Here is a 20,820-nt window from a genome sequence, read left to right as displayed (position 1 = left end):
GGGCGTCTCGCTGCGGGTCGGTGCGATGCCGCCGCCGTACCAGCCGCAGGCCGCCTTGAAGCTCTTGGAGCGGGTCGCGCCCCACCAGGCGATCGTCCCGCCCCAGCAGTAGCCGATGATGCCGATGGAGGTGAGGCCCAGCGCTGCCGCGGAAGCCTCGATGTCCATCATCACCTGTTCCTCGGTGATGCCGGCGCGCAGTTCGAGCCCCTTCTGCACGGTCTCGGATGTATAGCCCAGTTCCACGTCGCGCTCGACGCGGTCGAACAGAGCCGGGGCGATGACGGCGAATCCGGCGCGGGCCAGCGTATCGCTTGCAAAGCGCATGTGGCTGTTCACGCCGAAGATTTCCTGCACGACGACCAGACCCTTCGTCGCACCTTCGGGACCGGCCTTGTAGGCGGAGAATTGATGGCCGTCGGCCGCCGTCAGTTTCACAGTGTTCATGATGATCAGTCCTAGAGTCGGGGGTCAGGCTGGAATGGCGAAACGCGCGAAGGAGGTCGCGAGCACGCCATAAATATCCCGCTTGAAGCCGACCGCAAGTGACGGGAGGTTTGCAAGATCATCCCAGCGCCAGGCATCGAATTCCGGATGAGGATCAAGATCGAGTCGAATATCCTGGTCCTCTCCCAGAAAGCGCAAGGCGAACCAGCGCTGGCGCTGCCCGCGATAGCGGCCCCCCAGGGCGCGGCCAATCAAATCTGGTGGCAGGTCGTATTGCAGCCAGTCGGGATGCTCGCCCAGAATCTCGGCCCGGTCGGTGCCGATCTCCTCACCAAGCTCGCGGAAAATGGCGACCGCCGGATCCTCCGCCTCGTCGATCCCGCCCTGGGGCAGTTGCCAGCCCCCTGCGGGCCCCTCCGCATTGGGGAAATCCGCCCGCCGCGCCACGAAAATGCGGCCCGCGCGGTTGAACAGCACCGCGCCGACATTCGGGCGGTAGGGCAGATCCTCGGCGCGCATTGGCAGTCCTTTCGCGCGGTCGTCAGTTCGCCGCGCTGCTCACGGGCTTCATCGCGTCCACGATCTTGATGGCTTCCTGAAGCTGGAAGTCGGTCGTGGGCTTGGAGGCGTCGAATTTCGGCCAAGTCGCGGGCGGCTGCTTCGGAATGGACTTGGCGATCGCCGGCAGATCAGCGCGTGGCGGCAGCGGCGGCAGCTTCTTGCTGTTCGGATTTTCCATCGCATGCTGCAGGTCACTCTCGCGCAGCGGTTGCATGGCATTGGCCTCGCGGTCGGATTCCGCGACCTGAATGTCCGGCGTGATGCCGAGATCCTGGATCGAACGACCGGAGGGAGTGAAGTAGCGCGCCGTGGTGAGGCGCATGGCGCTGTTTTCAGGCAGCGGAATGACCGTTTGCACGGAGCCCTTGCCGAAGCTGCGCTCGCCCATGACGATGGCGCGGCGATTGTCCTGCAGCGCGCCGGAGACGATCTCCGAAGCCGAGGCCGAGCCCGGATTGATCAGCACGACCATGGGCAGATCGCCGGCGACGTCGCCATCCGGCTTGGCGCTCCAGACTTCGCTGTCTTCCGGGTGGCGCGCCCGGGTGGAAACGATCTCCCCCGTGCTCATGAAGTCGTTGGCGACCGACACTGCCTGGTCGAGCAGGCCGCCCGGATTGTTGCGCAGGTCGAGAATATAGCCGTGCAGCTTGCCATGCGCCTGGGCCTGCAGCTTCTTGATCGCGTCGCGCACACCCTGATCGGCGTTTTCGCTGAAGACCGAGAGGCGGATATAGCCAATGTCGCCATAGAGGTCCGAATGCACCGAGGGCACGTTGATGACCTCGCGCGTGAGCTTCACGACGACCGGCTTGGTCTTGCCGACCGGCTTGATGGTGAGGGAAATGGACGAGCCGGGCGGGCCACGCATCTGATCGACCGCGGTATCCAGCGCCAGGCCCTGAACGGATTTACCGTCGATCGCGATGATGAGGTCGTTCGGCTTGATATTGGCCTTCGCCGCCGGCGTCCCGTCGATCGGGCTGATCACCTTGATGAAGCCGTTCTCCTGGCTTACCTCCAGACCGAGGCCGCCGAAGGCGCCGTCGGTCTGGGCCTGCATGTCGCGATACTGCTGGGCATTCATGTAGGCGCTGTGCGGATCAAGCCCGGCGAGCATGCCGTTGATCGCATTCTCGACCAGCGACTGGTCATTCACCGGCGTCACGTAATCCGCCTTCACCCGCTCGAACACATCTCCGAACAGGCTGAGCAGCTTATAGGTGCTCGAAGCATTATCTTCGGCCGCCATCGCCTTCGTGATGCCGAACTCCCCCCCGAAGCGGTGGAGGAGGACATCGGAAACCGGAGCCAGTGCGAGACCGGCAATGAAGGCGGAACCGAGCAGCAAGCCAGAGCGAAACTTCATCCGAACTTTCCTATAGCCGCCCCAAGGGGCGCGATCGAGGGGGCGGAGAGACAGTATAGTGGCCCATCAGGCGGGCTGAACATGCGAAAGCAGCGCCATTGTGAGAAGCAAAGCGGCCAACAATCAACCCTGCGCGCGCAGCCATGGCGTAGGATTCACCGGATTCCCATCCCGGCGTAACTCGAGATACAGCTTCGGCCGCTGGTTCGGCTGGCGCGGGGTCCACCCGGCCATGACGCCTACGGGCTCACCCGTCTGCAGGCGTTGTCCGACGCTGACGTCGAGCCGGTCAAGCCCCGCGAGGACGAAGTCGTAGCCGCCGCCGCAATCGACGATAAGGAGAAGCCCATAACTGCGGAAGGGCTGGCCGAAAACAACCGTGCCGCCGCAGGGCGAGATCACCCGCGCCCCAGGGGGCGTCGCGTAGGAAACGCCGGTCGCGGGCCCTGCCAGGGTCTGGTCCCCCCAGCCGCGCACGAGCTTGCCTGCGACCGGCGCCAGGATATCGCCGTGCGGGGTGCCCAGACCTGCCCCGGTCGGCGCAGAGAGCGAGGCCTCCTGGGCCTCGGCCGAAGCTGCACGGCGGGCTTCCTCCGCGCGGCGCGCAGCGCGGGCGGCCCGCTCGGCCCGAACAAGAGCCGCCTGCCGTGCCGCCGCAATACGGGCGAGTGCGTCCTTGAGCGTGCGGGCGCGGGCCGCATCCTGGGCCGCCGCCTGGTCTGCCGCCGTCGCCGCATCCTCCGCACTCTGACGGCTGGCCGAGGCATTGGCGATCTCGGCATCAAGCGCGGCCTCCTGCTGGGCCTGGACGGCCTCGGCCGCTGCCAAAGCGGGCGCCGCCGCCTTCATCTGCGCGGTCAGATCGTCCAGCTGCGCCTGTTCCTTCTTGAGCTCGGCTGCCTGACGGCCGATTTCACGCGAAAGACCTTGCAAGACGAGCAGGCCGCGCAGCGTGTCGCGCGGGGGCGCCGGCACGGCAAGGAGCGTTTCCGACGGGAAAAGCGCCAGCCGTTCGATGAGAGGGAGCATGGGCGCGAAGGCCGCCGCGCGCGCGGTGAGTTCGTCCGATACCTTCTTCTTTTGGGCAGCGAGATCGGCCATGCGGTCAGCGGCGGCGGCGGTTGCGTCCTCGGCCGCGCGCAGCTTGGCGGCGGCCTCCACGCGCTGCTGAGCGAGGGTCGCCTGCATGGCGCTGATCGCGGCGGCCCGGGCGCGGGCGGCCGCCGCCTGAGCTTGGTGCAGGGCGCGCTGAGCCTCCGCCTGCTTCAGCTGCGCGGCCGAAGGCTTTTCCGCTGCCCGCGCGGAGCCGCACAGCGAGGCCCCAACCAGCAGCGCGAGTGCCAGGCCCCGGGCGGGGCGGCGCCGATGAGAGCTAGGCCTTGGCAGCAGCTTGCCCGCTCCTCAGCAGGCTCACGCCGGTCATGGCAGCAGGCTGGGCAATCCCCATGAGGGCGAGAAGCGTCGGCGCAATATCGGCGAGCCGCCCGTTCGCGATGCGCGTGCCGGCGGGCGCCCCCATCAGCATGGCGGGCACCGGGTTCAGCGTATGCGCGGTATGCGGCACATGGGTCTTGGGGTCGCGCATCAACTCGCAATTGCCGTGGTCGGCCGTGACGAACAGCGCGCCGCCCTGGGCGGAGACAGCATCCGCGATCCGTCCGAGGCCGGTATCGACCGTTTCGACGGCCTTGATCGCCGCCTCCAGAATTCCGGTATGGCCGACCATGTCGGGATTGGCGAAGTTGAGAATGATAAGGTCGAAGCGGCGGCTGTTGATCGCATCGACCGCCTTGTCGGTGAGTTCTGGGGCCGACATTTCCGGCTGCAGATCATAGGTCGCGACTTTCGGCGAAGGCACCAGGATACGCTCCTCCCCCTCGTTCGGCACTTCCTCGCCACCGTTCAGGAAGTAGGTGACATGGGGGTATTTCTCCGTCTCGGCCATGCGCAGCTGGCGGCGGCCGGCGCGCGCCAGGACCTGGCCCAGAAGGTCTTCCATGCCGATCGGCGCGAAAAGCGTCGTCTGGAACTCATCGAGCGCGCTGCTGTATTGGGTCAGGCCGGCGGCGGCGCTGAGGGCCGGCACCGCCTTGCGTGCGAAGCCCTCGAAGGCCGGGTCCAGCATGGCCATGAGGATTTCGCGAATGCGGTCAGCCCGGAAGTTGAAGGTCAGCAGCGCATCGCCCACCGCCATACCCCGATACGCCCCGATCACGGCGGGCAGCAGGAACTCGTCGCCGAGATCGGCCGCGTAGCCGGCGGCGATGGCCTCGGCCGCGGTCGCGAAATGCGGCCCCTCGCCCGAGACGATTGCATCATAGGCGCGGGAGACGCGCTCCCAGCGGTTGTCGCGATCCATGGCGTAGTACCGGCCGCTGACGGTCGCGATGGTGGCGCCCTCAGGCAGCGCTGCCTCGAAGCTGGCGACGAAACCGGCGCCCGAGCGCGGCGGCGTGTCGCGCCCATCGGTCACGACATGAACCAGGACGCGCAGCCCGGCAGCGGTCAGGATTTTGGCCAAAGCGACCGCATGATCCTGATGGGCATGCACCCCGCCCGGGGAGACAAGACCGAGAAGATGGCAGGTGCCACTGCCGGCACGGGCCTTCGCGATCAGCGCGCCCAGCACGGTGTTGGTGGCGAGCGAGCCGTCACGCGTCGCGCGGGTGATGCGCGGCAGATCCTGCATGACGACCCGGCCGGCGCCGATATTCAAATGGCCCACTTCGGAATTGCCGAATTGCCCCTCCGGCAGGCCGACATCCTCGCCCGAGGTGCTGAGGAAGGCATGCGGGCCATTGCCCCAAAGCTTGTCGAACGTGGGCGTATGGGCAAGACGGACGGCATTGTCCTCGTTCGACTCCCGCCAACCCCAACCATCCAGGATCACCAGCATCACTGGGCGTTGCTGTTGTTGGGTCATGGCGCGCGTCTCCGTTCTCAGCCTGACGCTGCTGGTATCACGGTCGTCCCTCACGATGGTAGGGGTGGCCGGTCAGGATGCCATGGGCGCGAAACAGCTGCTCGGCCAGCATGGCGCGGGCCAGGAAGTGCGGCCAGGTCATGGGACCGAGTGAAAGCGTGGCATCCGCACGGTCGATAACGGAAGCGTCCAGCCCCTCGGCGCCGCCGATCAGGAAGCAAATCGGCCGGCCGAGACCCTGCCAACTTGCCACCATACGAGCGAGGCCCGCGCTGTCCGGCGTCGCTCCGCCCAGATCCAGGGCCACGACATAGGCCTGGGCCGGCAAGGCGCCGAGCAGCGCCTGCGCCTCTCGCCGCTTGATCTCGACCGGGGCGCCGCGGCCTTCGGGCAGTTCGGTCAGCGCCAGCGCCGGGCGCAGCCGCCCGGCATAGCGGGCGAAAAGCTCGGCCTCCGGCCCCTGGCGCTGACGGCCGATGGCAATGACGCGCATCACGGCGCGACAGCCCCGGCCCTCACCGGCCTCAGCCCTCGCTCGCCTCGCTCGCCTCGTCCAGCTCCGCGCCCCACATCTTCTCGAGGCCGTAGAGCGCGCGCGCATCCGGCTTGAAGAGATGGACCACGATGTCGCCGGCGTCGATCAGAACCCAGTCGGACCCGCCTTCACCTTCGACGCGCGCGCGGCCGAAACCCTCCTCGCGCAGCTTCTCCTGAAGATGAGTCGCCATGGCGCTGATCTGCCGGTCGGCGAGGCCGCTGGCGATGATCATGCGATCGGCGAAGCTCGCCTTGCCGGCAAGGTCCAACGTCACGATCTCTTCGCCCTTGTCGTCCTCCAGGCTGGTGACGATGAGCGCCTGCAGCCGATCGAGATCGGACGGCTCAGCCTGGGTCTTGCGGCTTTTGGCGCGGGGGCCGGAGATGACGGCCTTCTTGCGGATGGTCGCTGGCGCGACGGGCGCGCCTGCGGCGGCGGGCTTGGCGGCCGGTGCGGCCCGGCGGCGGGGCGCAGCCGGATCGGTGGTCGGTTTGCGGGCTATTGACCTTCTCCATTCGTGGCGCTGCATGATGCAGGTGGACTGATGACCCCCGCACTGACGGGAGCCGATGATTTCGCCGCCCTCAGCGCGGTCGCGGACAGCGCATTCTGGGCGGCAGGCAGGAAAATCCAGGCCGGCGTCCGGGCCGAGGCAAGCAGCGGCGCCTGGCGGGCCGGAAGCCTTGCAGGCCGCAGCCGGTGCGCGGCGGGCCCGGCCAGTGCCGCCATATTATGCTCGGGCCGAGGCAGAACGCCCAGCGCCGTTTTGGACACGATCTGGCGCCAGCGCTGCCAGCGGTCAAAATGCTCGAGATTGTCCGCCCCCATGAGCCAGACGAATTCGGCCCGGGGAAACAGGCGGTGCAGCCGGCCGAGCGTCGCCCAGGTATGGCGGGTGCCGATCTTGGTCTCGATCGCGGTCGCGACGATCCGCCGTCCGTCGGCAATTGCCCGTGCGCTTGCCAGCCTTTCGGCGAAAGGCGCCATGCCCCGCGCCGGCTTGAGCGGATTGCCTGGCGAGACCATGAGCCAGACCTGGTCCAGCGCGAAGCGCCGGCGGGCGAGTTGCGCCACATGCCGATGGCCGTCATGGGCGGGATTGAAGGATCCACCCAGCACGCCGATGCGCATGCGCCGGCGATCGCCGCGCCGCGGCAGAGGGTCGGCCGTGAACCGCATAGAGGCTGGTGTCAGCTCCGCACCTGACCGTCGCCCCGCACCTGGTAGCGAAAGATCGTGAGTTGCTCCACGCCCACCGGGCCACGGGCATGAATACGGCCGGTGGCGATGCCGATTTCGGCACCGAAGCCGAATTCACCGCCGTCACAGAATTGGGTGGAGGCGTTCCACAGCACGACGGCGCTCGGCGTGCCGTTCAGGAACAGCTCGGCCGCCGCCGCGTCCTCGGTGATGATCGCCTCGGTATGTTCGCTGCCGAAGCGTTCAATGTGAGCGATGGCGCTCTCGACACCGTCCACCACCGCGATGGAGAGCACGCGATCCAGCCATTCGGTGTGGAAATCGGCCTCGGTCGCGGGCGCGAGGTCGGGCAGGATCACGCGCGCCCGCGCATCCGCCCGGAAGTCGCAGCCCTGCGCGGCCAGATCGGCGACAATCTCGGGCAGCAGCGTCGGCGCGATGGCGGCGTCGATCAGCAGCGTCTCGGTAGCGCCGCAGACATCGGTGCGCCGCATCTTGGCGTTCAGCATGATGGCGCGCGCCATGGCAGGGTCGGCCGCCGCGTGAATATAGGTGTGGCAGAGCCCTTCTGCATGCGACAGAACGGGCACGCGGGCCTCCGCCTGCACCCGGGTCACGAGCCCCTTGCCGCCGCGGGGGATGATCAGATCGATAAGGCCCGAGGCCTTCAGCATGGCCGCGACGAAGGCGCGATCACGCCCGGGCGCGACCTGCACCGCCGCTTCCGGCAGGCCGGCGGCCCTGAGACCGTCCGCCATCGCCGCATGGATCACCTGGGCACTATGAAAACTGTCCGACCCACCGCGCAGGATGACGGCATTACCGGATTTGAGGCAGATTCCGGCCGCGTCGGCGCCGACATTCGGCCGGCTCTCGTAAATCATGCCGATGACGCCGATGGGCGTGGAGACACGCTGGAATTTAAGGCCGTTAGGCCTCGTCCATTCAGCCTGGACATGGCCCAGCGGATCAGGGAGGTCCGCAATCTCCTCCAAGCCCACGGCCATACCTTCGATCCGGCGTTCATCGAGACGCAGACGGTCGCGGAGGGACAGAAGACCTTCATAAGCATCGAGGTCCTGGGCATTGGCGGCAAGAAGCTCCGGCATGCGGGCACGCAATGCCGTGGCAGCCGCACGCAGCGCCACCTGGCGCTGAGCATGGGGAGAGCGGGCGAGGACACGGGCTGCGTCCCGTGCTGCGAGGGAAGCGGCGCGCACCTCACCGGCGGCAGGGTCGAATTCGATATTCATCGGCAGGGCCTGCATGGCGAAGATCAAGCTTTTGAAAAGTTTTGCCCGCCCCGCGCCGCCAAGGCAATGGCAGTCGGCGCGCGGCAGCTTCCCACGCATCTCGCCCGGGCCGCTACCGCAGTTGCGAAGATGCGGTGAGCATTCCCGACATCGTTGACTAGTCAAAATACACAATAAGGCAAATTGCCACAATCAAGGCAGAAATGTGGCAAGATCATTGAGTCCTTTTGAAAGAACAACTTAGCCGGCACCACGGCGTTACTGATCGGATTTACCAGCAAGACTCACCCACTAAGGCTTGCAATGGCCGACGGATTGCGGTTTATCGAGATTGTGACTGACATAAATCGTCTATCCCAGCCTCGCGTTTTGTTTTCTACTCAAAGCCTTAGCGAGGTTCCCTTCGATGCGACCTTCATGAGTCGCAATAGATTGAAACCTGGTTCCGCAGCTTTTCTCCGCGGCCAGGGTTCGAACGGGGATGTGCGAGCCCATTCCGCAGCATCCCCCAACAAAGGGAGAGCCCGGATGAAGTCGCGCATCGCTCTGTCGATCGCTCCGATCCTGCTCCTGGCATTGGGCAACCACGCCGAAGCCGCGACCAACAAGTCCGACGTGCACCACGGCGCCCAGGGCCGCACCGCCGCCGCCGCGTCCCGCCACGCCAAGACCCGCACCGCCCTCCGCACCAGCCATGGCGTCAAGGTTCGGCACGTGGCCGTACGCCACGTCGACGGCCGCCACATCGCTTATGGCAAGCGCAGCCACGGCCTCACCGATGCCGATGGCTGGAACCCCATTACCGCCGGCATCTCCTATCCCAAGGGCATGAAGCCGGTCGGCGCCTCGGTCCAGCTCACCAGCTATACCGAGGGGCCGGATGCGAGCGCCAGCGGCGCTGATGCCGGCGATTTCGCGGATGCCACGCCCATCCAGCGCGGCATCGCGTCTTATTACGGCGGCCGCCACAATGGCCGCCGTACCTCAAGCGGCCGTATTTTCAACCAGCATGAGATGACGGCAGCCCATGCCACGCTGCCCTTCGGTACCAAAGTGCTGGTGCGCGTCGCGGGGACGGACCGGACGGTCGTCGTCACTATCACCGACCGTCTGTTCGAGCCGCATCGGATCATCGACCTCTCTGAGGGTGCCGCCAGCAAGCTCGGCATTGTCCACCAGGGACTGGCCATGGTGACCCTGACCCGCGAGAATTAAAGCGCCGGCAGCGTCAGCCGGTCGCCTCCTTTCCATCTACACACGCCTGTGAAGACCACGGACGCGCCCAAATCTGCGCGGATGTTTCCACGCGCTCCCTTCCTATGTGATAGGAAGCATGAGGATTTGGAGGCTGGCCGCGTCCCCTGCGGGCGGCTCCGACCCCATGAAGATTGCGCGAAACCTGCCCCCCCGGTTTCAGAGCGGCCCGAGCCGTGCCATACCCATCTGCGTGGATGACCTCGCGAAGAAGGATATCTTGACCATGGCAGACGTTACCCCGGGCTCAGCGGTGAAAACCGTACCGGCCCCGAAAGACCAGCACCTGCGCGACCTCGCGGATTGCATCCGCTTCCTTTCGATGGACGCCGTCCAGCTGGCCAAAAGCGGGCACCCCGGTGCCCCCATGGGCATGGCCGACATCGCGGTCGTCCTGTTCAAGGACTTCATGAAGTTCGATGCCGCCGCCCCGAAGTGGTTCGACCGCGACCGCTTTATCCTGTCGAACGGCCATGCCTCGATGCTGCTCTACAGCCTGCTCTACCTCCTCGGGTACCAGGATATGTCGATCGAGGATCTGAAGACGTTCCGCCAGGCCGGTTCCAAGACCGCCGGCCATCCGGAATACGGCCATGCGAGCGGCATCGAGACGACGACCGGCCCGCTCGGGCAGGGCATCGCCAATTCGGTCGGCTTCTCGCTCGCCGAAGCCATCATGAGCGCCAAGTTCGGCAAGGATCTCGTCAATCACCACACCTATGTCTTCCTCGGCGACGGCTGCCTGCAGGAAGGCGTCAGCCAGGAAGCGATTTCGATTGCGGGCCACTACAAGCTTGGCAACCTGATCTGCTTCTGGGATCACAACTCCATCACCATCGACGGTGATACCAGCCTCTCGACATCTGAAGACGTCATCAAGCGCTTCCAGGCTGAGAACTGGCACACGCTGGAGATCGACGGTCACGATACGGATGCGATTCGCGAGGCGATCAAAGCCGCCCAGGCCGTGACGGATCGCCCGACGCTGATCGCCTGCAAGACGATCATCGGCTTCGGCTTCCCGACCAAGGCCGGCACCCACAAGGCGCATAGCGACGCTCCCGGCGAAGAGGAAATCGCCGGCGCCCGCAAGATTCTGAACTGGACCGCCCCGCCCTTCGTCATCCCTGAGGAACTGCTGAAGGCATGGCGCGAAATCGGCGCCCGTGGCGCGAAAGAGCGCGCCGCCTGGGAAGCGCGCTTCAAGGCAGCCCCGGCCGAGTTCCAGCGCCGCATCAATAACGAGTTGCCGGCCGACTGGCGGAATGCCATCGCCGCCGCGCGGAAGGAGTTCATCGACAGCGGCAAGGAACTGGCGACGCGTGCCGCGAGCGGCGCCGTGCTGAACCATCTGTTCGATGCGATCCCCGAAATGCTCGGTGGCTCGGCCGACCTCACGCCGTCGAACAATACCAAGGCCAAGAATCAGACCGAGATCCACCCGGGCGAGTTCGACGGCTCCTACGTCCATTACGGCATCCGCGAGCACGGCATGGCGGCGGCGCTGAACGGTATCGCCCTGCATGGCGGCCTGATCCCCTACGGCGGCACCTTCATGTGCTTTTCCGACTATTGCCGCCCCTCGATCCGTCTCTCGGCCCTGATGGAGATCCGCTCGATCTTCGTCATGACCCATGACAGCATCGGCCTCGGCGAAGACGGCCCGACCCATCAGCCGGTCGAGCATCTCGCCGCCATGCGCGCCGTACCCCATCTCGGCGTCTATCGCCCGGGCGATCCGATCGAGACCGCCGAGTGCTGGGAAATGGTGCTGGAACAGCCGCATCGCCCGGCCTTCCTCGCCCTCTCCCGCCAGCCGATGCCGCTGCTCCGTAAAGAGGCCGGCACCGAGAACAAGTCCGCGAAGGGCGCCTACGTCCTGCTCGAAGCCGAGGGTGGCGAGCGTAAGATGACCCTCTTCGCCACCGGCTCGGAACTGCATCTCGCGGTCGAAGCCCGGACGGTGCTTCAGGCGGAAGGCATCCCCACCGCCGTCGTCTCCATGCCGAGCCGCCTGCATTTCGAACTGCAGGACGCCGCCTACAAAAAGTCGGTGATCGGCACGAACAAGGCCCGCGTCGCGGTGGAAGCCGCGGTGGAACTTGGCTGGGAACGCTATATCGGCGATTACGGCCGCTTCGTCGGCATGCACGGCTTCGGCGCCTCCGGCAAGATTGGCGACGTCTACAAGAAGTTCGGCATCACGACCGACGCCGTGGTGGCCGCGGCGAAGGAAAGCCTGGCCGAAGTCGGCTAGGCGCCCGCGCTAATTTCTTGTTTGATCGAAACTAAAAAGCCGGCGGGATCGCTCCCGCCGGCTTTTTTAGTGCAGCGCTCTTAGGCGGTGACGGCCCGAACAAGATCAGCCAAACTGGGCAACGCCGCCCAGCCGCGCGGCAATGATCTCCGCATCCTCGGCCTCACCTTCGCCGGCCCGATCAGTTTCTGTTTCAGTGTTCTTTTCCCGGCAGACGGGCTGGGCAAGGGACGGCGGCAGAACCACATTCCGAGCAAGGCTGCGCCCGTTCGCTTCACACTGCGCCATAGGCGTGCTCCCCCAGTCGACAGAACGCCTATAGGCCTCTTCAGCTTTCGTTCACCTTACAGGATGTCGACTTCTCCGAGACATTTCCCCCGACAGACCCTTCATCAGACGGTGACCTCGGCCTGCCCTATAGAGGAATGCGAATGGTGTCAGGTCACGGTAAGTTGCCCCTGCCATCACCGGTCTCGCCCGAGCGTCGCGATGCGAAGGGCGGCGCAGGGGGCGGCATGAGAGAACGGCGGATACACCAGATTTTCGAGGCCGGCATGCTGCTCAAGGGGCTGCATGGGCTGGTCGAATGTATCGGTGGCCTGACGCTCACCGCCATCAGCGCTCATGCGGTCATACGCCTCGTCGGGCTACTCACGCAGGGAGAGTTGGCCGAAGACCCGCATGATGTCATCGCGACACACCTGATGCTCTGGGCGGATCATTTCTCGGGCGGAAGCAAGACGTTCTTCGCCTTGTATCTGCTGAGCCACGGCCTCACCAAGATCGTGCTCGTCGTGGCACTCCTGCGCGGCAAGCTCTGGGCCTATCCGGCGTCGCTCACCGTGCTCGGTCTCTTCATCCTGTACCAGCTTTACCGTTTCCTGTTGTTGCCTGGTCCGGGCATGATTCTGCTCACGATCTTCGATCTCGGCGTCATGTGGCTGATCTGGCACGAATACCGGGTCATGCAGCGCCATGGGCTGCGCGCGGTCAGGCCCGATCGGTTCAGACTGAACCGCGCAAGCGAGTCATCTGAACCATGAATCAGACCTTATGGACAATCTAGAGGCCGAAGCCGGCGGCCGTTATTCCCCGGCTTCAGCCGCCGGCGCCATTTTTTCGGCCAGACGCGGTAGGCGCGCCTGCCGTTTGGGAGAGAGCCAGTGCTGTAGCCGGTCGAGATAAAGATAGATCACCGGCGTCGTATAAAGGGTCAGGATCTGGCTCAGAATCAGCCCGCCCACCATGGCGAAGCCCAGCGGCTTGCGCAGTTCGGACCCAGCCCCACTTGCCAGCATCAGCGGCGCGCCGCTCAGAATAGCGGCCATGGTCGTCATCAGGATCGGCCTGAAGCGAAGCAGGCAGGCCTGCCGGATCGCCTCCAGCGGTGGCAAACCCTGATTCCGCTCCGCATGAATGGCGAAATCCACCATCATGATGCCGTTCTTCTTGACGATGCCGATGAGCAGGATGATGCCGATGAGCGCGATCACCGTCAGCTGGTAACCGAAGGCCATCAGCATCAGGAGCGCGCCGACGCCGGCCGATGGCAGGGTGGACAAGATCGTCAGCGGCAGGATGTAACTCTCATAGAGAATGCCGAGGATGATGTAGACGGCGATGAGAGCGGCCAGCACCAGTATCGGCTCCGAGCTCAAGGAAGCTTCAAAAGCCTGCGCCGTGCCCTGGAAATTGCCTTGCACCGTCTCCGGCACGCCGAGCTGTGATTTCATACGGTCGACGGCGCTCACGACATCGCCGAGCGAGGCCTCGCCGCGCAGGTTGAAGGAGATCGTCACGGAGGGGAACTGGCTCTGATGATTGATGGCGAGCGGCTGCACCGGCACCGTCGTCTCGTGCACCATGGTGGACAGCGGCACCACCGCCCCGGTCGATGACTTCACATAGAGCTTGTTCAGCGTATCGAGACGGCCGAACTGATCGGGTTTGGTCTCCAGGATGATGTAATACGCCTTGTTGCCGGTAAAATACTGCGCAACCTCCCGCTGGCCGAAAGCATCGTAGAGAATAGCGTCGATCGTCGCCGGCTGGATGCCGAAACGCGCCGCCCGTTCGCGGTCGATCGTCAGCGTCTCGGTCGTCCCCGCGTTTTCCTGGTCCGAGGTCACGTCCTGCAACTGAGGAATCTTCTGCATATGGGCGAGGATCCTGGGTGCCCAGCGGTCCAGCTCCTCCTGGTTCGAATCCTGAATGGTGTACTGATATTGGGTCTTGGAGAGGCGCGCGCCGACCCGCACGTCCTGCGCCGGCTGCATGAACAGACGGATACCCTCCACCTGCACCGTGGCGGCATCCAGTTGCGCGATCACCTGCGTTACGTTGCTCTTGCGCTGATCCCAAGGCTTCAGCGTGATGTACATGCGCCCGTTGTTGGCCGTCTGGCCACCGACACCCGATCCCACGACAGCGGTAACGGTGGCGACCGACGGGTTCGCCATGACGATTTTGTTGATCTGTTTCTGCAGGCGCGACATCTGATCGAAGGATGAGTCTTGCGCGACCTCGGTCACGCCGATGACGATGCCGGTATCCTGGGTCGGAAAGAAGCCCTTTGGGATGATGACATAAAGCGCGATGGTCAGGCAGACCGTGCCGATGAAGACCATGAGCGTGATGAACTGGAAGCGCAGTGCCACATCCAGCGTGCGCCTGTAGAAGGCGAGCATGCCGTCGAACATGCGCTCCACGCCGTTGTAGAGTTTCCCGTGCTTCTTCTCCTCGTGGCGGAGGAAGCGCGCCGCCATCATCGGCGTCAGCGTCAACGAGACCACGGCCGAGATCACGATGGTGATCGAGACCGTGATCGCGAATTCGCGGAACAGCCGCCCGACGATGCCGCCCATCAGCAGCAGCGGAATGAACACCGCGATCAGCGACACGGTCAGGGAGACGATGGTGAAGCCGATCTGCCGTGCGCCTTTCAACGCGGCGGCGATCGGGTCCTCGCCGGCCTCGATGTAGCGGACAATGTTCTCGATCATCACGATGGCGTCGTCGACGACGAAGCCGGAGGCGATGGTCAGCGCCATGAGGGAAAGATTGTCGAGGCTGAAGCCGCACAGCGCCATCGCGCCGAAGGTGGCGATCAGCGACACCGGCAGGGTGACGCTCGGGATCACCGTGGCCCATAGCTTGCGCAGGAACAGGAAGATCACCAGCACCACCAGGGCCGCGGTCAGCAGCAGGGTGAACTGCACGTCGGCGATGGCCGCACGGATGGTCAGGGTGCGGTCGGTGACCACGTCGATCTTCAGCGCCGGCGGCAGCAGTGCCCGCAGCTTCGGCAGCAGCGCGCGCACCGCGTCGGCAACCTGGATGGCGTTGGCGCCGGGCTGGCGCTGGATGTCCAGCAGCACCGCGCTCTCGCCCTGGTACCAGGCGGCCTGCTCGGCATCCTCGACGCTGTCGATCGCGGTGCCGATGTCGCGCAGCAGCACCGGGGCGCCGTTGCGATAGGCGACGACGGCATCCTCGTAGCCGGCGGCGTCGAACAGCTGGTCGTTGGCATCGATCTGGAAGGCCTGCGAGGGCCCATCCAGCGCGCCCTTGGGATTATCCGCGGTGGCCGCGGCGATGGCGCGGCGGACATCCTCCATCGCCAGGCCAAGCCCCGCGAGCCGCGCCGGATTGACCCGCAGCCGCACCGCGCGGATCTGCCCGCCCTCGACGGTGACCGCGCCGACGCCGCTGATCTGCGACAGCTTCTGGACGATGACGGTCTGCGCGTAGTCGTTCACCTCATGCAGCCGCAGGCTCTCTGACGTCAGCGCCAGGATCAGCACCGGCGTATCGGCCGGGTTGACCTCGCGATAGGTCGGCGGGCTGGGCAGCAGGGCGGTCGGGATCCAGCCGGCCGACGCATTGATCGCCGCCTGCACGTCCTGCGCCGCGGCATCGATGCGACGGTTGAGGTCGAATTGCAGGGTGATCTGGCTGATGCCGTAGGAGCTGGTGGAGCTCATCGACGCCAGGCCCGAGATGGCACCGAAATAATGCTCGAGCGGCGCGGTGATCGCGGTCTCCACCACGTCGGGCGCCGCACCAGGATAGGGAGTGACAACCTGGATGGTCGGGAAATCGACGTTCGGCAGGGCGGCGACCGGCAGCGCGCGATAGCCGAGCGCGCCAAGCAACAGCACGGCGATGATCAGCAGGGTGGTCGCGATCGGCCGCAGGATGAACGGCGCGGACACCGGTTCAGCCCGGCCGCGGCGCCGGCTTGGCCGCCTGGATCTCGACCCGCGTGCCGTTCTCCAGCCGGTAGTAGCCCTCGACGACGACGCGGTCCTCCGCCGCCAGACCGCGCTCGATCAATACCCGCCCATCAGCCACCTGGCCGGTGGCGACGTTGCGCGCGGTGACGGTGTTGTCCTCCTTGACCAGCCAGACGAAATCCCCCCGCGGCCCGTGCCGCACCGCCACCGCCGGCACTGTCAGGCCGTTGCGCCGCGTCTCCACGGTGATCCGCCCATTGACGAAATTGCCCGGCCACAGCCGCAGCGCGGCATTGGGAAAGCTCGCCTTCACCTTGATGGTGCCGGTGGCCGGATCAACCTGGTTGTCGACCAGCTCGACCCGCCCGTGGTCGAGCTCGGTGCGATTGTCCTGGCCGATCGCGGTCACCGCCGCCTCCGCCCGCCCCGGCGTCAGCTTGGTCCCCTCCAGCGCCACGGCAGCAATGGTGAAGACGACCGAGATCGGCTGCAGCTGGGTGATCATGGCGATCGCGCCGCCATCGGTGGCGCGGATGAAATTGCCCTGGTCGATCTGGCGGATACCGATCCGCCCGGTCAGCGGCGAGCGGATGGTGGTGTAGGCGAGCTGGTTGCGCGCGAAATCGATCTGCGCCTGGTCGGTCTTGAGCTGGGCGCGGTACTGGTCGACCAGCGCGTGCTGCTGATCGACCTGCTGGCGGCTGGCGAAATTGCGCTGCACCAGCTCGTCGTAGCGGCGCATGTCGGCAATCGCGCCGTCGAGCAGCGCCTGGTCCTTCGCCAGTGCCGCGACCTGCTGGTCGAGCTGGGCCTGGAACGGGCGCGGATCGATGATGGCGATGGGCTCGCCGGCGGTGACGTCCTGGCCCTCCTGGAACAGGATCTTCGTGATCTCGCCGTCGACGCGCGATTTCACCGCCACCATGTTGTACGCCTGCACGGTGCCGATGCCGTTGAGATAGATCGGCACCGCGGCGCGCTGCACGGCGGCGACCTGAACCGGCACCGGCGGCGGCGCGGCGCGCTCGGCCGGCGCGGCGACGCTGGTGGACATGGCGCGCGTCAGCACCGCCGCGAGGTCGGTGACCTGGTTGAGGGCGGTGGTGTTGAAATAGACGAGGGCGCTGAGCGCGAGAACGCCCAGGCCGGAGAAGACGAGCGCGATCCGCATGCAACCTTGCCCTGGCCGGGCGCGGACACTAGGCGATATGGGTGGGTTCACGCAACGACGCGGCTCTCGGCGATCGATGGGATGCCGCTTGCCCGGATGACATGCCAGCGCCGGCATCCGCAATCGATTGGTCACCAAACTGTCGTCGAACCATGCTTCAGCCCGTCCGGGGCCGGAGGCACCTTCCCGCTCCATTGCCAGCGCACAACCCTCGCCTCGCCAGCCCGGCAGGTTGCCGGCCGCGCGACCGGCCCAGCCCCACCGCCAACCCGACATGAAGGACATCGCAATGACACCCATCATCACCGGCGTGGGGACGATCCTGCACAACCAGGGCGGAGGGCCGGCGGCGCTGGACGGCGCGCTCACCCGGGCGGCGGCGGCCGGGGCTGATCATGCCGAGCTGTCGGCGACCCATCTCCACATCACCGTGGCGGGCCGCGACAACGCGGCCCGCCAGGAAGCCCTGGCGCAGGTCTGCGCCCGCCACGGCCTCACCTACACGCTGCACGCGCCGATCGCGGTGAACTTCATGGACACCACGCATGGCGCGCTGCACCTCGCGGTGCTGGAAAGCAGCCTGTATTTCGCCGGCCGCATCGGCGCCACCGTGACCGTGATCCATCCCGGCCGGGTCAGCCCGCAAGCCGACCTCGCCGACCGCAGGCGCCTGCTCCAGATCGAGCGCGACCAGGTGCTCCGCGCCGCCGACCTCGCCGGCAAGCTGGGCGTTCGCATCGGCATGGAGAACCTCAACCCCAACCGCGACATGATGGCCGGCCGCCTGCACAGCTACGCGCTGGAGCCCGCGGCCCTCGCCGAGCAGGTCGCGACGATCGACCACGAAGCGGTCTGCGGCGTGCTGGATTTCGGCCATGGCTGGCTCGCCGCCGGCCGCCTGGGCTTCGACTACCATGCGCAAATGCGCGCCTTCGCCCCTCTGGTCGGCCACCTGCATGTCACCGACAATTGCGGCATGCCGGTCACCTACCCCGACGCCAACGATGACGAGCACGTGGCCTATGGCATGGGCGACCTGCATCTGCCCATCGGCTGGGGCACGGTGCCCTACGAGACCCTGCTGGCCGACCTGCCCATCCGCCCCGGCAGCATCGCCAATATCGAGATCAAGGGCAGCCATGATGTGGAATTGGCAGCCAGCATCCTCGCCACCCGCGGCTTCGCCGCGCGCCTCAACGGAGCCAACGCATGAAACGCGCAGAAGTGGATGGGCTGCGACCGGCCTAGCCGTCACCAAAGCTTCGCCCATCCGTCATCGCCGCGACGCGGAGCGCGCGCATCTCTATCGGCCCGTCTGCTGGAGTTCTGGCCATGCTTCGCCGCGCCTTCTTCGCCTTGCCCCTCGTGGCCGCCCTGCCCGCCCGCGCACAATCCGACTGGCGCGCGGACATGAAGGAGATCCGCTTCGGCATCACCAGCGCCGAGAACGACAAGGACGCGGTCACCCGCTTCGAGAACCTCGCCCGCTACATGGAGGCCAGGCTCGGCGTGAAGGTGCGCATCTACCGCAGCACCGACTATGCCGGCACCGTCGAGGCGCTGGCGGCCGGGCATCTCGAATTCGCCACCATGGGCCCGGCCTCCTACGCGCTGGCCAACAAGGTGATGGGCGACAGGATCACCCCGATCGCCCGCAGCCTCGATCAGGACGGCTCCGAGGGCTATTACAGCGTGGTGGTGGTGAAGGCGGACAGCCCGGCGAAATCGCTCGACGACCTCAAGGGCAAGTCCTTCGCCTTCGCCGACCCCAACTCCACCTCGGGCTACGCCTTCCCGAGCTTCTTCCTGAAGAAGCAAGGCTACGACCCGGCGAAATTCTTCAGCCGCACCGGCTTCTCCGGCAGCCATGAGCTGTCGGTGATCGCGGTGCTGAACGGCACCTACGACGCGGCCGCCACGTTCTGGACCAACGAGCGGCGCGGCAACGTGCAGCGCATGACCGAGAAGGGCATGATCCCCGCCGGCGCCATCCGCATCATCTGGACCAGCCCGCTGATCCCCAACTCGCCCTGGGTCACCCGCACCGCGCTGCCCGAGGCGCTGCGCCGCGATTTCACCACCGCTCTCTTCGCCATGCCCAAGGAAGACGCGGCCGCCTGGCGCACCGTCAGCTCCGGCGCCGCCGGGCTGGTTGCGGCGAAGCACGAGGATTATCTCGACGTGATCGAAGTCGTCCGCGCGCTCGACGCCGAGCGCAAGCGCAAGGGCGCCTAGCCGCCGGACATGGTGGCGCGCGACGCCGTCCAGCAGCGCTGGCGGGAGCGGCGCGGCGCGGAGCTGCTGCGCCAGGCAGCCACCGCGACACTGCTGCTCGTGCTCATCCTGTTCGCCGGCCATGTCGGCGAGGTCGATGCCGGCAGGCTGGCCGAGGGCGTTCCGCGCATCCTGGCCTATATCGGCCGCACCCTGCCGCCGCTGCATCTCGCCACCGTCGATGCCGACCTCGCCGACTGGATGTGGGACCTGCCGCGCTGGCTCGGCCTGCTGCTGGATACGGCCCTGATCGCCTATGTCGGCACCGCCTTCGGCGTCGCGGCCGCCCTGCCGCTGAGCTTCTTTGCCGCCGCCCGCCACGCGCCGCACCCGGCCGCGGCCTTCGCCGCACGGCGGCTGCTCGAATTCGCCCGCTCGGTGCCGGTGGTGGTCTTCGCCCTGATCTTCGTGTTCGCCTTCGGCCTGGGCCCCCTGCCCGGCGCCATGGCGCTCGCCGTGCACAGCGCCGGCTCGCTCGGCAAGCTCTTCGCCGAGGTGCACGAGAACGCCGAGCCCGGCCCGGTCGAGGCCACTTGCGCCGCCGGCGGAAGCTGGTGGGCGGCGATGCGCTTCGGCGTGCTGCCGCAATCGCTGCCCGCGGTGGTCAGCTACGGGCTGCTGCGGCTCGAGATCAACGTGCGCGAGGCGGCGATCCTCGGCTTCGTCGGCGCCGGCGGCATCGGCCAGGAACTCTATCTCGTGGTCCGCCGCTTCGAATACACCGACATTTCTGCCGTCGTGGCGCTGATCCTGGTCAGCGTCGCCCTGCTCGACACCGCCTGCGCCTGGCTCCGCCGCCGCATCACCGGCGCCCTGGTCGCGACATGAGCCCGGGTCTGCAACTCCGCCTCGTCTGGGGCAGCGGCGCGGTGCTGCTGCTCGCCGGGCTGTGGCGCATCGATGCCAACCCCTGGCGCATCGCCGAAGGCCTCTCCAGGCTCGGCTGGCTGGTGGTGCTGATGCTGCCACCCAGCGACGGCGGCGCGCTGGCCGACCTGCTGCGCGCCCTGCTCGATACACTGGCGATGGCTTTCCTCGGTACGCTGGCCGGCGCCGTGCTGGCCCTGCCGATGGCGCTGCTGGGCGCCGGCAACGTCATGCCCGCCTGGCTGCTGCGCTTCGGCCTGCGCCGCCTCTGGGACGGGCTGCGCGGCATCGACGCGCTGATCTGGGCACTGATCTTCGTCTCCGCCGTCGGCATGGGGCCATTCGCCGGCACCCTCGCCCTCGCGGTGCCCGATGCCGGCGCCCTGGCCAAGCTGTTCAGCGAGGCGATCGAGGCCGCCGACCGCCGCCAGATCGAAGCCATCCGCGCCGCCGGCGGCGGCAGGCTGGCGA

General features: G+C 66.6%; 19 protein-coding genes. 7 read left to right on the top strand and 12 right to left on the bottom strand.

Features of this window, described 5'->3' with window-relative positions; genetic code table 11:
* The 9 genes from VL752_RS13200 to VL752_RS13160 all read right to left on the bottom strand — a co-directional run.
* Positions 1-447, bottom strand: a 447-nt coding sequence (locus VL752_RS13200) for a dienelactone hydrolase family protein (RefSeq protein ID WP_325355955.1), incomplete at its 3' end; no start/stop codon positions are given.
* 24 nt (positions 448-471) lie between these two features.
* Positions 472-966 (bottom strand): RNA pyrophosphohydrolase, encoded by a 495-nt coding sequence (locus VL752_RS13195; RefSeq protein ID WP_325355953.1) that lies wholly within the window; start codon positions 964-966, stop codon positions 472-474.
* Positions 967-988: 22 nt separating this feature from the next.
* The gene (locus VL752_RS13190) at positions 989-2,377 is read right to left on the bottom strand and encodes a S41 family peptidase (protein WP_325355952.1); all 1,389 of its coding nucleotides are present in this window, start codon (positions 2,375-2,377) and stop codon (positions 989-991) included.
* A gap of 123 nt (positions 2,378-2,500) precedes the next feature.
* Entirely contained in the window at positions 2,501-3,565 is a 1,065-nt protein-coding gene (locus tag VL752_RS13185; protein WP_325355949.1) for a murein hydrolase activator EnvC family protein, read from the bottom strand.
* 184 nt (positions 3,566-3,749) lie between these two features.
* On the bottom strand, positions 3,750-5,300 hold the full coding sequence (gene gpmI, locus VL752_RS13180; RefSeq protein WP_325355947.1) for a 2,3-bisphosphoglycerate-independent phosphoglycerate mutase: 1,551 nt from the start codon (positions 5,298-5,300) through the stop codon (positions 3,750-3,752).
* Positions 5,301-5,337: 37 nt separating this feature from the next.
* Positions 5,338-5,793: a 23S rRNA (pseudouridine(1915)-N(3))-methyltransferase RlmH gene (locus VL752_RS13175; RefSeq protein WP_325355959.1), complete on the bottom strand. Its 456-nt coding sequence runs from the start codon at positions 5,791-5,793 to the stop codon at positions 5,338-5,340.
* Between the two features lie 31 nt (positions 5,794-5,824).
* A complete protein-coding gene (rsfS, locus tag VL752_RS13170; RefSeq protein ID WP_325355946.1) occupies positions 5,825-6,367 on the bottom strand; it encodes a ribosome silencing factor in 543 nt (180 codons plus the stop codon).
* Positions 6,337-7,017, bottom strand: a complete 681-nt coding sequence (locus VL752_RS13165; RefSeq protein WP_325355944.1) for a nicotinate-nucleotide adenylyltransferase — start codon at positions 7,015-7,017, stop codon at positions 6,337-6,339. The genes rsfS and VL752_RS13165 overlap by 31 nt, the downstream gene beginning before the upstream one ends.
* Positions 7,018-7,028: 11 nt before the next feature.
* A complete protein-coding gene (locus VL752_RS13160) occupies positions 7,029-8,291 on the bottom strand; it encodes a glutamate-5-semialdehyde dehydrogenase (protein WP_325355957.1) in 1,263 nt (420 codons plus the stop codon).
* 528 nt (positions 8,292-8,819) lie between these two features.
* Here VL752_RS13160 and VL752_RS13155 point away from each other — a divergent pair.
* Together VL752_RS13155 and tkt are read left to right on the top strand one after the other, a co-directional pair.
* On the top strand, positions 8,820-9,506 hold the full coding sequence (locus VL752_RS13155; protein ID WP_325355942.1) for a septal ring lytic transglycosylase RlpA family protein: 687 nt from the start codon (positions 8,820-8,822) through the stop codon (positions 9,504-9,506).
* A gap of 265 nt (positions 9,507-9,771) precedes the next feature.
* Positions 9,772-11,802 (top strand): transketolase, encoded by a 2,031-nt coding sequence (gene tkt / locus VL752_RS13150; protein WP_325355940.1) that lies wholly within the window; start codon positions 9,772-9,774, stop codon positions 11,800-11,802.
* Positions 11,803-11,907: 105 nt separating this feature from the next.
* Here tkt and VL752_RS13145 read toward each other — a convergent pair whose 3' ends face one another.
* Positions 11,908-12,090: a hypothetical protein gene (locus VL752_RS13145; protein WP_325355938.1), complete on the bottom strand. Its 183-nt coding sequence runs from the start codon at positions 12,088-12,090 to the stop codon at positions 11,908-11,910.
* Between the two features lie 143 nt (positions 12,091-12,233).
* Between VL752_RS13145 and VL752_RS13140 the strand changes: the two genes are divergently transcribed.
* Entirely contained in the window at positions 12,234-12,845 is a 612-nt protein-coding gene (locus VL752_RS13140; protein WP_325355936.1) for a DUF2127 domain-containing protein, read from the top strand.
* A 42-nt stretch (positions 12,846-12,887) separates the two neighbouring features.
* On the opposite strand, the gene VL752_RS13135 is transcribed toward VL752_RS13140, so the two are convergent.
* Together VL752_RS13135 and VL752_RS13130 are read right to left on the bottom strand one after the other, a co-directional pair.
* Positions 12,888-16,016 (bottom strand): efflux RND transporter permease subunit, encoded by a 3,129-nt coding sequence (locus VL752_RS13135; RefSeq protein WP_325355934.1) that lies wholly within the window; start codon positions 16,014-16,016, stop codon positions 12,888-12,890.
* 4 nt (positions 16,017-16,020) lie between these two features.
* Positions 16,021-17,208 (bottom strand): efflux RND transporter periplasmic adaptor subunit, encoded by a 1,188-nt coding sequence (locus tag VL752_RS13130; RefSeq protein WP_325355932.1) that lies wholly within the window; start codon positions 17,206-17,208, stop codon positions 16,021-16,023.
* A gap of 289 nt (positions 17,209-17,497) precedes the next feature.
* On the opposite strand from VL752_RS13130, the gene VL752_RS13125 reads away from it, so the two are divergent.
* The 4 genes from VL752_RS13125 to VL752_RS13110 all read left to right on the top strand — a co-directional run.
* Positions 17,498-18,421, top strand: a complete 924-nt coding sequence (locus VL752_RS13125) for a sugar phosphate isomerase/epimerase family protein (protein ID WP_325355930.1) — start codon at positions 17,498-17,500, stop codon at positions 18,419-18,421.
* 119 nt (positions 18,422-18,540) lie between these two features.
* Entirely contained in the window at positions 18,541-19,443 is a 903-nt protein-coding gene (gene phnD, locus VL752_RS13120; protein WP_325355928.1) for a phosphonate ABC transporter substrate-binding protein, read from the top strand.
* Between the two features lie 9 nt (positions 19,444-19,452).
* Entirely contained in the window at positions 19,453-20,310 is an 858-nt protein-coding gene (gene phnE, locus VL752_RS13115; protein WP_325355926.1) for a phosphonate ABC transporter, permease protein PhnE, read from the top strand.
* The coding region (locus VL752_RS13110) for a PhnE/PtxC family ABC transporter permease (RefSeq protein ID WP_408863123.1) at positions 20,307-20,820 on the top strand (514 nt) is incomplete at its 3' end. The genes phnE and VL752_RS13110, both read left to right, overlap by 4 nt.

The organism is Acidisoma sp. (assembly GCF_035492295.1).
In the GTDB taxonomy this organism is placed as follows: domain Bacteria; phylum Pseudomonadota; class Alphaproteobacteria; order Acetobacterales; family Acetobacteraceae; genus Acidisoma.
This window is presented reverse-complemented; position numbering and strand designations above follow the sequence as displayed.